Annotated in this window: 10 protein-coding genes and 4 pseudogenes; 8 read left to right on the plus strand and 6 right to left on the minus strand. The window is 52.1% G+C overall.

What is annotated here, in order from left to right; all coding sequences use genetic code 11:
• Window positions 1-50 precede the first annotated feature (50 nt).
• Window positions 51-238: pseudogene (locus MIH18_RS10210) on the minus strand (hypothetical protein).
• Between the two features lie 282 nt (window positions 239-520).
• Here MIH18_RS10210 and MIH18_RS10215 point away from each other — a divergent pair.
• The 8 genes and pseudogenes from MIH18_RS10215 (at window position 521) to MIH18_RS10250 (ending at window position 10,003) form a co-directional block, all read left to right on the plus strand.
• Complete coding sequence (locus tag MIH18_RS10215) at window positions 521-1,411, plus strand: LysR substrate-binding domain-containing protein (protein ID WP_249007403.1); 891 nt, start codon at window positions 521-523, stop codon at window positions 1,409-1,411.
• A gap of 70 nt (window positions 1,412-1,481) precedes the next feature.
• The gene (gene uvrA, locus MIH18_RS10220) at window positions 1,482-4,004 is read left to right on the plus strand and encodes an excinuclease ABC subunit UvrA (RefSeq protein WP_249014485.1); all 2,523 of its coding nucleotides are present in this window, start codon (window positions 1,482-1,484) and stop codon (window positions 4,002-4,004) included.
• Window positions 4,005-4,158: 154 nt separating this feature from the next.
• On the plus strand, window positions 4,159-5,277 hold the full coding sequence (locus MIH18_RS10225) for an S-(hydroxymethyl)glutathione dehydrogenase/class III alcohol dehydrogenase (RefSeq protein ID WP_249014615.1): 1,119 nt from the start codon (window positions 4,159-4,161) through the stop codon (window positions 5,275-5,277).
• A gap of 60 nt (window positions 5,278-5,337) precedes the next feature.
• Window positions 5,338-6,177, plus strand: a complete 840-nt coding sequence (gene fghA / locus MIH18_RS10230; protein WP_249007401.1) for an S-formylglutathione hydrolase — start codon at window positions 5,338-5,340, stop codon at window positions 6,175-6,177.
• 422 nt (window positions 6,178-6,599) lie between these two features.
• Window positions 6,600-7,036, plus strand: a pseudogene (locus MIH18_RS10235) (VOC family protein).
• Between the two features lie 596 nt (window positions 7,037-7,632).
• Complete coding sequence (locus MIH18_RS10240) at window positions 7,633-7,827, plus strand: hypothetical protein (RefSeq protein ID WP_249007400.1); 195 nt, start codon at window positions 7,633-7,635, stop codon at window positions 7,825-7,827.
• A gap of 853 nt (window positions 7,828-8,680) precedes the next feature.
• Window positions 8,681-8,827 (plus strand): annotated as a pseudogene (locus MIH18_RS10245) (transposase); the annotation flags it as partial.
• Window positions 8,828-9,106: 279 nt separating this feature from the next.
• A complete protein-coding gene (locus MIH18_RS10250) occupies window positions 9,107-10,003 on the plus strand; it encodes a DMT family transporter (protein WP_249007399.1) in 897 nt (298 codons plus the stop codon).
• A gap of 117 nt (window positions 10,004-10,120) precedes the next feature.
• On the opposite strand, the pseudogene MIH18_RS10255 reads toward MIH18_RS10250, so the two are convergent.
• The 5 genes and pseudogenes from MIH18_RS10255 to MIH18_RS10275 form a co-directional block, all read right to left on the minus strand.
• A pseudogene (locus MIH18_RS10255) lies at window positions 10,121-10,498 on the minus strand (L-2-hydroxyglutarate oxidase); the annotation flags it as partial.
• A 190-nt stretch (window positions 10,499-10,688) separates the two neighbouring features.
• Window positions 10,689-11,468 carry a 3-oxoacyl-ACP reductase FabG gene (gene fabG, locus MIH18_RS10260; protein ID WP_249007398.1) on the minus strand — a complete coding sequence of 260 codons (780 nt, stop codon included), beginning with the start codon at window positions 11,466-11,468 and terminating at the stop codon, window positions 10,689-10,691.
• 22 nt (window positions 11,469-11,490) lie between these two features.
• Window positions 11,491-12,804 (minus strand): TRAP transporter large permease, encoded by a 1,314-nt coding sequence (locus MIH18_RS10265; RefSeq protein ID WP_249007397.1) that lies wholly within the window; start codon window positions 12,802-12,804, stop codon window positions 11,491-11,493.
• A 14-nt stretch (window positions 12,805-12,818) separates the two neighbouring features.
• Entirely contained in the window at window positions 12,819-13,343 is a 525-nt protein-coding gene (locus MIH18_RS10270) for a TRAP transporter small permease (RefSeq protein WP_249007396.1), read from the minus strand.
• Between the two features lie 34 nt (window positions 13,344-13,377).
• Complete coding sequence (locus MIH18_RS10275; RefSeq protein WP_249007395.1) at window positions 13,378-14,460, minus strand: C4-dicarboxylate TRAP transporter substrate-binding protein; 1,083 nt, start codon at window positions 14,458-14,460, stop codon at window positions 13,378-13,380.
• Window positions 14,461-14,486: the final 26 nt, after the last annotated feature.

Below are 14,486 nucleotides of genomic sequence, written 5' to 3' on the forward strand. Positions count from 1 at the left end.
TCAGCCAGGACGAGGCCAGAATCTACAAGCCTCATCCTGATAACTAAGGTTTAAGCTGGCTTGAAGCAGTAGGTGGTGGTGAGCTTGTTACCGTCTGGGTCACGGGCATAAGCAGCGTAGGCATTAGGTGCCCAGCCGCGGGTGTCCGGAGCGCCTTCGTCGCTAAAACGTTGTCATAAAAAGTGCGGGCCTTTTACAGATCGTTGGTGCCAACAGTTACATGGGTAAAAATGCTCATTAATAATTCTCCGACAAATGATAAATCAATAAGATATCGACTCGCAGTTGTTTAGCCGCTGTTTGATTCGATGAGGAGATTGTAGGCTTGTATAAATAAATGATAATCCCACCAGTCATAAAATTACTTTTGCACACAGGTAACAGTGAGATTTAAAATAATGGTTGTTTAGAGGCCGGCTGAAAGCGAGTGGCACGAATTGCTACCTGTTAAGGTTTTTTGCAGATAGGCTGGACCGGCAAGGGTCGTTACTGAGCAAAGTAATTTTCAGGAGTGAGCATTTTGTATAACTGGGAAGGGGTTGCAGAGTTCGTTACCGTTGCTGAGACAGAAAGTTTTACGGCCGCAGCAAAAAAATTAAGTATTTCAACGGCCCACGTAAGCCGGCAAGTCAGTGCGCTGGAATCGCGCCTGGCTACCAAACTGTTACACCGCACCACCCGCAAAGTTTCCGTAACTGAGGCCGGGACAATCTACTATCAGCGCTGCCGACAGTTACTGGATGGTTTGGAAAATGCAGAGCATGCGATTAGTGACCTGCAAACCAAACCGACGGGCAGACTCAGGATCACCGCGCCGGTCACCTATGGTGAAATTACCATTGCGCCGCTGATAAATAATTTCCTCGCCCGTTACCCTGAGCTGAAATTAGAGCTGCAGTTGAGCAACCGCAAAATGGATCTGATTGACGAGGGCTATGATCTTGGCATTCGCCAGGGTCAACTGGAGGATTCTACGATGATGGCTAAACGCCTGGCCTCGCGAACACTCTATGTGTGTGCCGCTCCAGCGTACCTTGCCGAATTCGGTGAGCCTCATAAATTATCAGACCTGAACCATCATAATTGTTTGCAGGGATCAGCTGACCATTGGCACTTTCAGGACGAAGGTAAAACGCGCAATATAAATATTAGTGGCAATCTGCGCTGCAACTCCGGCCGCGCCCTGGTGGATGCCGCGTTAAAAGGGCTTGGCATTGTGCAACTTCCTGGGGATTACGCGTTGAGCTATATCCGTAGCGGGCAATTGATGCCGTTGCTGGAGAAGTATTGCGCACCCGACGAAGGAGTTTGGGCGATTTACCCTCATAACAGGCATCTGTTACCCAAAGTACGCATGCTGATCGATTATCTTGACGAAGAATTATCCGGCCATTCTGCTCTTGCGCATTGACTGGCTGTAAATAGTACTAAACAGATATAGTTCAATCGTATTTTTGCTATCGCCAAAGGAGACCTGACCAATGGCGCAAAATAAATCGAAGAGCGTCCCATGCGATCCTGACCATTGCATTCAGGTGCGGGGTGCGCGCGTCCACAATCTCAAGAACATCGATGTCGATTTGCCTCGCAACGCGCTCGTTGTTTTTACTGGCATCTCCGGATCTGGAAAGTCTTCGCTTGCGTTTGGAACATTGTTTGCGGAATCCCAACGCCGTTATCTTGATTCTGTGTCGCCCTACGCGCGCCGGCTGATTGACCAGGTTGACGAACCAGACGTTGATGCCATTGACGGACTTCCGCCCGCAGTCGCGCTTCAACAACAGCGAGGAGCGCCGTCGGCCCGTTCATCGGTCGGTAGCGTTACGACGATTTCCAACGGCCTTCGCATGCTGTATTCGCGGGCCGGGCAGTATCCCCGTGGCCAGCAAATATTGTATGCCGACTCGTTTTCGCCAAATACACCGGAAGGTGCCTGCCCTCGGTGCCATGGCATCGGGCGGGTGTTTGAAGTGACTGAAAAGTTGCTCGTTCCTGATGACACGAAAACCATTCGAAATCGCGCTATCGCAGCGTGGCCACCAGCGTGGCAAGGTCAGAACCTGCGCGACATACTTGTTTCACTCGGCTACGACATCGATAAGCCGTGGAAAGACCTGCCACAAAAAACCCGAGACTGGGTTCTGTTTACTGATGAGACACCCGTTGTGCCGGTTTATGCAGGGTTCAGTCCCGATGAAACGCGCATGGCGAAAGAGCAAGACCTGCCGTCCAGTTACACCGGGACATTTACCAGTGCGCGACGCTATATATTGCATTCGTTTGCGACAACGCAAAGCCATCGTACTAAGAAACGCGTCTCTCAGTTCATGCAGATTTCCGTGTGTCCGGACTGCAACGGCAAAAAATTGAAACACGAGTCACTGTCGGTGAAATTTGCAGGGCTGGATATTGGTGAGTTGTCGCAACTCACGTTGAGCGAACTCGCCCAGCGGCTACGCGATGCTTCCATCGCAAAACCCGTAGCGCAAGACTTGCACCCGGAAAAGGTGATCGTGGCACAGCGAATCGCCCGCGACATTTTGGCCCGTGTCGAAGCGCTTACAACTCTTGGTTTGGGTTACCTATCGCTGGAACGCAGCACACCAACCTTGTCGCCGGGCGAACTGCAACGTCTGCGGCTTGCAACGCAAATTCGGTCGCAGTTGTTTGGTGTGGTCTATGTTCTTGACGAGCCGTCGGCAGGGTTGCACCCGTCTGACACATTGGCACTGCTGGGTGCGCTGGATGAGCTCAAGCGTGCTGGCAACTCATTGTTTGTTGTCGAGCATGATGACAGCGTTATTCGGCACGCCGACTGGATTGTGGACATTGGGCCAGACGCGGGAGTGCACGGCGGCGAAGTTGTCTACAATGGCCCGATAGACGGTCTGCGCGAGGTTAGTGAATCCCATACCGGGCGATATCTGTTCTCACCGGACATCGTTATGGAGCACACGCCGCGGCAAACGACACGCTGGTTGAAGCTGGAGGGGGTCAAGCGAAACAACCTCCAAGGTCTGGACGTTGAGTTTCCTTTAGGCGTTTTGACAACGGTTACTGGTGTGTCGGGCTCGGGCAAATCGAGCCTTGTCAGTCAGGCCCTCGTCGAACTGGTTGGCGAATCGTTGGGGCAAAAGAAAACCACTGAAACCGCCAATGGTGAAATCGACCTGCTGGAACAAGAACTGGAAACGCACACCGCCGGGCGAGTTGCTTATGGCATGGAGCACATTCGGCGCTTGGTCACCGTTGACCAAAAAGCGATTGGTCGCACCCCGCGATCGAATCTTGCCACGTACACCGGTTTGTTTGATCACGTTCGTAAGTTGTTCGCGTCGACGCGCAAAGCGAAGACGCGCCGCTACGATGCCGGCCGCTTTTCATTCAATGTTGCAAAAGGACGTTGCCCGAACTGCGAAGGTGCCGGATTTGTCAGCGTCGAGTTACTGTTCCTGCCTAGTGTTTACACCCCCTGCCCGGTATGTCGGGGCCAGCGTTATAACGCCAAGACGTTGGAGGTGACCTATCGCGACAAGAATATTGCCGAAGTGCTCGATTTTACCGTCGACATGGCCCACGGATTTTTTGCTGATGAACCGCCGGTTGTGCGTGCTCTTGAAGCTTTGCGGCAAGTCGGTCTTGGCTATCTGCGATTGGGCCAACCCGCAACCGAACTTTCGGGCGGCGAAGCGCAACGAATAAAGCTCGCGACCGAACTGCAACGCGCGCAGCGAAGTGACACACTTTATGTGCTGGATGAACCCACCACAGGCCTCCACCCGGCTGACGTGACGATGTTGATGACACAGTTGAATGGATTGGTCGACGCAGGTAACACCGTCATCATGGTCGCACACAATATGCTGGTTGCCAGGGGCAGTGACTGGATCATCGACATCGGCCCCGGCGCTGGCGATGCAGGCGGCACCGTTGTCGCCCAAGGTTCGCCTGCGAGTGTGGCAAGATCGAAGAACAGCCGAACAGCCCCCTTCTTGCTCCCGTAGCGCTTGCCGATTCTATATTGTTGTTGGCTGGTAAAAATGAATTGCTGAATGGGGCGATTATCCCGACGCGGAAATAGTGTAAATTCTCAACAACAATCACTGTACGAACAAAAAATTCATCCATCAAAAGCAAGGCAAGCCCTACATGACTGAAATGATCAAATCCAAGGCTGCCGTCGCCTGGGCCGTTAACCAGCCGCTCTCGATTGAAGAGATTGACGTGATGCCACCGCAGAAAGGCGAAGTGCGCGTCCGTATCATCGCCTCCGGCGTTTGCCATACCGACGCCTTTACTCTGTCTGGCGATGACCCAGAAGGCATCTTTCCCGTTGTGCTCGGCCATGAAGGCGGCGGCATTGTTGAATCCATTGGCGAAGGCGTAACCAGTGTTCAGGTGGGCGACCATGTCATTCCGCTCTACACACCTGAATGTGGCGAGTGTAAATTTTGCAAATCCGGCAAAACCAATCTGTGCCAGAAGATCCGTGAAACTCAGGGCCGGGGCCTGATGCCCGACGGCACTAGCCGGTTCTATAAAGACGGCCAGCCGATTTACCACTACATGGGCTGCTCAACCTTCTCGGAATACACCGTGTTGCCAGAGATCTCGCTGGCCAAGGTCAATCCGGACGCGCCATTGGAAGAGGTTTGTCTGCTCGGCTGCGGCGTCACAACCGGTATGGGCGCAGTGATGAACACCGCCAAAGTTGAGGAAGGTGCGACCGTCGCGATCTTCGGCATGGGTGGCATCGGCCTTTCGGCGGTGATCGGAGCGACGATGGCCAAGGCCAGTCGAATCATCGTAATAGATATCAACGAAAGCAAATTTGATCTGGCTCGTAAATTGGGCGCGACGGACTTCATCAATCCCAAAGACCACGACAGGCCGATTCAAGATGTGATTGTTGAACTCACCGACGGCGGCGTGGATTACTCGTTCGAGTGCATTGGCAACGTGAATGTCATGCGCTCTGCGCTGGAGTGCTGCCACAAAGGCTGGGGTGAATCCGTGGTCATTGGCGTCGCTGGAGCCGGCCAGGAAATATCGACCCGGCCGTTCCAGCTAGTGACCGGCCGAGTCTGGCGCGGGTCGGCTTTCGGTGGCGTCAAGGGCCGCTCCGAACTGCCGGAATACGTCGAGCGCTACCTGCAAGGCGAGTTCAAACTGAATGATTTCATTACCCACACGATGGGCCTTGAAGACATCAATAAGGCGTTTGAGTTGATGCACGAGGGCAAGAGTATTCGCACCGTGATTCACTTCGACAAGTAAATCACTACGACGGTCTCGCCCCACTGGGCGCGACCGTCTCATCTTAATGAGAAGTGCAGTATGTCACTTGAAATCTCCAGCGTTAACAAAAGCTTTGGCGGTTGGACCAAGCACTATACCCATCATTCGACCACGCTGAACTGCGACATGCGGTTTGCAATCTACTTGCCGCCGCAGACCGAAAATGGACAGAAAGTGCCGGTGCTTTATTGGCTGTCCGGACTCACCTGCACCGATGAGAACTTCATACAAAAGGCCGGTGCCCAGCGCATGGCCGCTGAACTTGGCGTTGCCATTGTCGCCCCCGATACCAGTCCGCGTGGCGCGGATGTAGCGGATGATGACGGGTATGACCTGGGTCAGGGTGCAGGATTTTACGTTAACGCCACTCAGGCGCCCTGGAACCGCCACTATCGCATGTATGATTACGTGCTGAACGAGCTTCCGCAGCTGATTGAAGACGCCTTTCCGGTTAGCAACAAGCGGTCTATCTCTGGCCATTCGATGGGTGGTCACGGTGCGCTCGTCCTGGCGCTGCATAATCCCGACCGCTTCAAGTCCGTCTCGGCCTTCAGCCCGATTGGCAACCCGGTGAACTGCCCTTGGGGTCAGAAAGCTTTTACCGCTTATCTGGGTAAAGACACCGCCACATGGGAGAATTACGATGCAAGCCTGCTGATGCGCCGCGCCGCAGAATTTGTTCCGGCGCTTGTGGATCAGGGCGACGCTGATAATTTTCTTGAGGAGCAATTAAAGCCGGAAACGCTGGAGGCTGCGGCAAAGGTGAGCGGCTTTCCTTTAGAGTTGAACCGCCGCGTAGGCTATGACCACAGCTATTACTTCATTGCCAGCTTCATCGAGGATCACCTGCGGTTCCATGCAAGGCACTTAAGCGCGTAGCGCCAGATATTGCTTCGGTTATACAGACTGGCGCGGCAAACGTCCTAACCTACAATCCATTCCTGCCGCTGTTTGTCGGCCTCCGGCAACATCACCCCTTCCTTGATGACCAAATCAACGTATAGATTGGCGCGCAGCGGCTTTGCGTGATGCTTTTTCCTCATAGCTTCAATTCCAACGTCATATACCGCCAATAGGCCGCCCGAGATGGCCTGTAATAACTAAGCCTGGCGGACAGTGATGAGGAAGGTGAAATCAGTGCTTTAAGCTGTTTCGGTAACGTATCGGTAACGGGATCAGGAACAAAATTAGGTATATGAGTAGGCCCGAAGAAGAAGCTGCCTTGTAAGCCTTTATCTAAAACGCTTAGTATGCCTCCACTCAATTGTTAGTTTCATACATATCACAAATGGACACGCGCTATGGCCGTGAAAGATCCATTTCATCTCGCGATACAAGTTCGAGATATAGACGAAGCTCGCCAATTCTATGGTGATTTTCTAGGCTGTCCTGAAGGCCGCTCATCCGACAGCTGGGTCGACTTCGACATGTACGGTCATCAGTTTGTTTGTCATCTCAACCCTGCATTAAAAGAGAAATCCGCAAGCAGTCATACAAACCCTGTAGACGGCCACGGAGTGCCCGTTCCGCACTTCGGGGTCGTTCTGGAAATGGACGCATGGAACAATCTGTCTATAAAACTGCGTGAGCACGGGGTGACTTTCGAGATTGAGCCTTACATACGTTTTAAAGGTGAGCCGGGGGAGCAAGCAACCATGTTTTTTACGACCCTTCGGGAAACGCTTTAGAATTTAAAGCTTTCAAGGACCGCGAAGCCCAGCTCTTCCAAAAAAGCTGAGTTTCCACCAACTCCTAAGACACCGGAACTCAAAGAACTTTAAAGCCCCGCGCGCCCAAGCCGTTCAGCTAAAGTGGATCTGGCTTGGTTCTGTCGGGCAGCGGAAAGGGTCGGTGAATTTTCACCGGCCTTTTTTTATGATTTTGCTTTAATGTATTTATCTAGGTAGATGATCTTTTCCAGCTCCACCGGCCCTTTTGCCAGCCCCAGAAGCGTGGCTGGGGTTTTGCCTTTCTCATTCACTTTGGGCACTACTTGCTGAAGGGAAGAGGATCTTCAAACCTTTGAGAAAAAGCTCAAATGAACTTGCAACATTAGACGGGTCCGATGACGCGACCTCTCAGCTAAAAGACAAAGGGGCAAGGCTCAAAGACCTGCTCTGAATTCAAGGGTGGAAGGTTTTGCCAATAATCGGGAAACACCGTAAGCGGCTATCGGGCTATCTCGGGCTCGCCAGAACGCCCCTGAGAGTGCATCAGAACGCACTTTTTTTGGACAAATGCGCGCAAATCGCTTTTTGCTCAATTAGACGAACTTTCTCCTACAAAATACTCGTTATTCTGTTGGTGTTATCCAACAACTAACCGAGGTAAACGATGAACCAAAACGATAAACTCAAAGAAATCATGTCATTATGCTCCATGATCGACTCAGCTTGGGTAAGAATCGAGTGGCTTGATGAGGCCCTGGCCCAAGCTGAGAAGAAACATGCTGAGGTTACAGCGCATCAAGAACAGCTCATCCATGAAGTGGCAAAATGGGCGGTTCTGGAGGGCATCGCCGGATGCTGACGATCATCTTCCAATGTCTAAGCCAGTCGAGTTTGTTCTCACCATGTATAAATTACTGGATGAACCAGCGGAACTTTTGCCGAATGACGAGACGGTGCATTAACTCATCCCAATAAAGACTCCCTCCCGCGCACACTGCAGACGCAGTCGTTTGCGCCGGAGGGATGCCTTGATCAACTAAAGCTGTCTTATCCCCGTTTGGAAACCGGTCCCTAGTATGCAACAAAAGCAGAGGCAAAGTTCTCAGTACATACGTTATTTGGGCACTGGATGTACGGACGCCTACTCCAGACCCACGATCAACGTTCAGCTTGCAGGAAAATTACTTTTTATAGCGGAGCCACCTTAACCAGTAAAACCGCCAACGAACTCATGCATTCAACGGCGGCACTGCTCCGGCCACAGCTGGGAAAACCTTAAAATACTGCCCGGGATTAGTTGATCACTACACTCCAGTATGGCGCAATGACGCCGGACTAGGGTGGGGAGGACTCCGACTCCTACCCATTTGCCCATTGGTAAAGCGAATGAGGGGTACCGGCAACGACTGTCATTCCTCTACTCGGTTACGCCAAAGTGCTGCAGTCATTATCTGAATTCAGGGAAACAGGTGGCGCTTCACTTATTACTTGAATTTAGGCCTAAAAGATCTCTGCCGGTGTTAGATACCTCAGCCGTTTTCTGGGGCAGTTGTTTATCTCATCTACGGCTCGGTTCGACTCGCGTTGGCTGTCTTTCGTGACGTTCGTGCCCTTAGCCCGGATTTCTCATGAGGGGATAAAAAGAAGCGGCTAAAAGTGCGATGGTTTCAATAACCTAACCAATCCACCAAACACCAGTAGCCGCATCCGAAATGGTACCTCAAAAACTGACCTTCTCGGCACTCTCCCGTCGCCAGATTGAAGCCGATTTCTCCGGAGGCCACATCACCTCCGATGCCGGTTTGTTGCTACTGCCCGAAATCGACAGACAACACCGGTTAATCCAACGATTGGCCGAGACTCAGTAAAACAACGAATCACACTGAATTCATCTTAAAATCGAAAACGAAATGATAAGATCACTATCGTTTCAATAAAGGCCAAATCGCTTTAGCAGCGGTTGCCTCCTTCACTTCCACCTAACAAACGGTCGTTTTCTGGTCATCAGACACCTTGCTTATGACGGCAATATTACCATCTACGTTGGTGTCCGGAATCATTGAACTGCTACGTTATGACTTCGCGTTTCGGTGAGGGACAATTCGAGCCTCCCGTTCCTCTGCTCTCAGGCGCTCCATATGTCAGATTTCAACGACCATAACAGTTTTCCGGCGGTTGCCGTTACGCTCATCATCGCCACCGGCGCTGTCCTCGCTGGCATGGATGCGTTGGCTAAATTCCTCGCGCTGGAAGTCCCCATTATCATGGTACTGTGGGGGCGATATTTCTTTCACACCGTCATTACCTTTAGCGCCTACAGCCTGAAAACCCGATCGTTACAGTTTTTGCGCGCACGGCGACCCGGGCTGCAGTTCATTCGCGCTTTTGCCCTGTTCGGTGCCACCTTCTTTATGTATGAAGCAATTACCCGCATGCCTTTGGGCGATGCAGCGGCAATTCAGTTTCTGGCACCGGTACTAGTCACGGTCCTGTCCGGGTTTCTGCTCGGAGAGCATGTCGGGCCGCGCCGCTGGATGGCGGTTGCTTTCGGTTTTGTCGGCGTGTTGCTGGTGGCCCGACCGGGGTCAGGCGTGCTCGGTTGGAATGCATTACTTCCGTTAGCGACGGCGGTTCTGCTCGCAGTCTACATGATGATGACTCGCATCATCCGCAACCAGGACGATCCCGCAGCGACGACTTTCTATTCGACCGCGCTTGGCGCGCTGATCCTGAGCGGCATAGTGATCTTCAATTGGCAAGCACTAACAGAGTTTCAGTGGGGCCTGATGATCGCGATGGGCGCAGCAGGCGCAGGCGGACACTTCATGCTGGTAAAGGCCTTCCACATGGCCGAGGCCTCTATGCTGGCACCATTCACCTACGCGCAGGTAGTGGCTGCCATCGCCTGGGGCTTCCTGGTGTTTGGGGATGTCCCGAGCCTGTGGACGATCAGCGGTGCTGGTGTCGTCGTCGCCAGCGGGCTCTACGTCTGGTATCGCGAAACCCGCGCCACGATGCCTGCAAAGCAATCATGACGTGGTTTTATCGGCTCTAGATTCCAGTGAATGAAATAATGAAAACCGGACAGACCTATTTTCCATTAGCTTCCCGGCTAATCTACGTTGAAGCCAAGGGGAATAACCCATTCCCCTTCAACTCCGAACACGGGCCAAAACCTCTTGTACAATATGCTGACCAATTGGAATTGCTGACGTCGCGACCGGGGAAGGTGCGTTACATACGTTAAAAGTGCGCTTGGTGTTAACAAATAGAAAATCATCAATCAACTCCCCATCTTTCGAAATTACCTGCGATCGAACGACGGCTGGATGAGGCTGCAGGTCATCAAGAGTCAAACTCGGACAATACTTACGAACCTCGTTTAGGCACCCTCGCTTATAGAGAGAGTTTTTTATCTCGATTAGCCCGGAGCGAATGTTACCTTTGAGCGCCTTACGGATCCCTAGGTTAAACAGCATAGAAATGGTATCGGAGAGTGAGAAATCGCCTTTACGATAACCCGCCCGCTTCTGTTCTTGCATCTACCTTTGCGGCCTGCTTATTCGCAGGTGGCTCTCTCTGGCCGCTACCAAAATAAAGCTCAGATGATCTACTTCCGATAGTGAGTTAGATCCTGACGTTGAATCCAAAAGAAATTGTCGAACCAACTCCTCACCGCCTTGATGAATTGGTCTATCCAAACATCTGTCTAAACTATAGTCAGACCGACAGCGAACCGGTTTGTTGCATCCCCGAAGCCAGATAACCACCATCGACTGGTAAGGTATGGCCATTGACGTAACGCGCCTGACAAGAAGCCAAAAAGACGATAGCGATCGCAATATCTTCGGGATCGGCGAGAAATCCGGCAGGGATCATCGGCAGCAACGAGGCCAACGTTTCATCCGTATATATATCATCGGTCATTGCAGTAAATGTGGCGCCAGGAGCGATTGAGTTAACAGTAATCCCATCCCGGCCTAGCTCCAAAGCCATTTGCCGGGTCAAACCGGCTATCGCGGCCTTAGAAGTGCCATAAGCTGTGCGGCCTACCCCGGCCCGAAATCCACTAATCGAGGATAGGTTTATGATCCGACCATAGCCTGCAGTTTTCATGCCTGGCGCAGCTCGCTGGCCACACAGGAAACTCCCAGTAACATTGACCGAAAGCACTCGGTTCCAGCTTTCAATATTAAAATCTACGAATGTGTCAATTTGTAAAATACCGGCACTGTTGACCAGAATTGTAACGGGACCACGCCAAGCTTCGACCTTAGAGAAAGCGGTATCTATGGATACTTTATCCTGCACATCGATTGGCACGGCCAAAGCCTCGCCGCCGGATTTACGTATTTCAGCAACCGTTTCCTCAATGGCTTCAACGTCGATATCGGCCACAGCCACCGGCGCACCCATTGCAGCTAACATTATTGCTGTGGCGCGTCCTATCCCGGATCCACCTCCGGTAATTACAGCAGTGCCTTTCTCAAGGGAAAGCATAGGATTTCCTTTTTTGTTCGTGTTAAGAAGACATTATCTGGGGTAACCATGTAGATATTGCAGGAAATATAAAGAGAATCGCGATCGTAATAAACTCCATCAAAACAAACCAGGATGCTCCCTTGAATATCTCATGCAACGGCGTTTCACGATCGATCCCGGCGATGACATAGACATTCAGTCCCACCGGTGGTGTTATCAGACCGATCTCGCACATTTTAACAACTAAGATGCCGAACCAAATTGGATCGAACCCCAGCGTCTGCACGGTGGGAAACATGATCGGGATGGTGATCACCAGCATTGAGAACGCATCTAGGAACATACCCATCGGCACTAGAACCAGCAGTAGCGCTGCAACGATCAGATAGGGCGGCAGACCAGATTGCACTACCAACTCGGCCAGTTGGTTGGGCACTTGGATCAGAGTCAAAAAATAGCTAAAAATAGCCGCTCCAAGCATCGTGAACAGGATCATCACGGTCGTGTTGATGGTTGAGCGGAAACTATCGATGACTCTACCCGTCATGCCAGGCCAGCAGGCCCTGCGCGCCAACAACATGATGAACGCAACAAAAGCCCCCAGCGCGCCTGCTTCAGTCGGGGTGACAAAGCCAATATAAATCCCGCCCATAACAACCAAAAACAGTACAGCCACCTGCCATGCTTTTCGGGTTTCGTATATAGCAGCTCCCAATGCCACACGTTGTGTCACTGCTTTGCCCGACGCAGTATTTCGAGCAATGAAATAGATTCCGATCATGAACATGACCGCTGTCAGCAGGCCAGGTAGGAATCCCGCAACCAGCATTTGGCCCGCTGAAGTTTCCGTCAGCGCTGCATAAAAAATCAGCAGAACGCTGGGCGGAATAAGAACTCCGAGAACTCCGCCAGCGGCCACTGCACCGGCCGATAGACTGCCCTCATATCCGGCTTTTTTCATTTCCGGAATAGCGACCGAGCCAACAGTCGCCGCCGTCGCTACGCTGGATCCCGATGTCGCGGCAAAGCCTGCACTGGTCAAAACTGATGCCATGGCCAGACCGCCGGGCAGGTGACCAACCCATTGGCGGGCGACGTCAAACAGTTTCTTTCCCACTCCAGCTTGTTGCGCAAAACTGCCCATAAGAATGAACAGCGGAATAATCGTTAAAGCGTAAACAGCAGTCGTTGAGTAGGATATCGATTGAAGCCGGGCCATCAAAAACGACAAGTCTTCGACCATGATGATCCCCGCCGCCCCTGATAAGGCCAGAGCGGCAAAAACCGGCACACCAAGCGCCATTAATACGAAAATCAGCGCCAGGGCGATAAATGGAGCAAGGCTGAAGTCCATCGTTTTTCCTTGAGTTAGGTAGTGCCGGTCTTAGCGGAAGTTTGCTGGTCCGGCTCGCCGAAGACAAAGCACTGAATGGACTGGACAGCCATCTGGATGAAGGCGAACCACAGACCGGCCGCTAGACTCGCCTTGGTCCACCAAATCGGAATCTTTACATTACCCCAGCGGAATTCCCAGATAGAGATGGAATAGATCGCCTCGCTCGTGGACGGAATTGCGAGTAGAAGTAGTGCCAACGCACCAATCGCCCAAGCGATGCCGACAACCCGGGTACGGGCAGGATCGGACAGCTTGTCAATCAGGAAGGTCACGCGAATATGTGAATTTCCGCGCTGTGCCCAACCAGCACCTAAGAACACCATCATCACCAAGGCGATTTCAGTGAACTCAAACACACCGGAAATCGAACTGCCGGTCACTGCGCGTACGATCACATCCAGCGTAGTTCCGAGCATCAAAAAAGCCAGGAATAGCATGGAGACCGCACCAAGCACGTCGGAAAAAAGGTTAAGGATTCTATTCAGAATCTGCATCATCCAGTTCTCTTTTTGGTGTGGCCTCCGCTATCCGTTAGGACGCCTGGCTAATCTCGTATGGGCGCAGAAGCGTGCCCTTGGGATCGTGTTTGGCAATCGCCTCGTCAATCAGAGATTGCATTTTTTTACCGTCTATACCCGCCTCTTCCGCCGGACCTTCTAGCCATCGATTGACCTGCGCGGGCTGCACGCGATCCCGTGCCAGCGCTTTCTGATCATCGGGGATGGTGCCCAGAATCGCGCCCTCGGACTCAGCGATTTTGACGTATTTTGCCAATACATCCTCATAGATAGCACTGAACTTACCATCATAAATTTCCTCCACAATTTCATCCGATACTTTGCGAACGTCATCAGGAAGTCGGTCATAGGTTTGCTTGTTCATAATCACTGCCGCCGGCGCGTGCGGGCCGGCCCCGATATCGTAGAAATACGGCGCAGCTTCGTGCAGCTTATAGGCAACGGCCGTCACGAAATCGAACCCAGAGACTCCATCGATGATCCCGCGTTCAAGCGCCTGATAAACCTCGGGCGCAGCCATGGCAATCGGCGTACCGCCGAATGCCTCGATCACGTCGGCTGAAATGCCATAGGCCCGGATTCGTTTTCCTTTGATTTCTTCGATGGAATTGATCGGCTTACTCAGGATCAGCGGCGCATAGTTCCAGTTCGTCCAATAAAGAACTTTCGAATTATGCCGCTCTTCCCATTCGGCACGCAGCGGATCGAACTGTTCATAAACGTCCCGACAAACCTTTTGCAAGGCGTCAGCTCTATTCATTCGGAAATACCACTCCAGACCGCGCGTCACCGGCAGCTCAGCCTGATAATAGCCTGGAGAAATCAGACTGATTTCTGATATCCCGGCACGTACGGCAGAGAGATGCTCACCCACTTTATTGAGCGATCCCGACCAGTAACGGCGAATTTTCAGCTCGCCCTTTGTGCGCTTTTCAAGTTCGTCTAAGTACCAGCGGTCAATCCACGACGGCCCTGCTGTTTCGGACACATAACTATCGTACTTCATAGATTTTGCCGCCCACAAAAGAGATGGATTTCCAATGGCAACGGCACCCGCAACAAGCGCTCCTGACTGCATAAATGTTCTGCGTTTCATATAGATACCTATCATTTGAGATTATT

The sequence above is a fragment of the Marinobacter sp. M3C genome (genome assembly GCF_023311895.1).
Lineage (GTDB): Bacteria > Pseudomonadota > Gammaproteobacteria > Pseudomonadales > Oleiphilaceae > Marinobacter.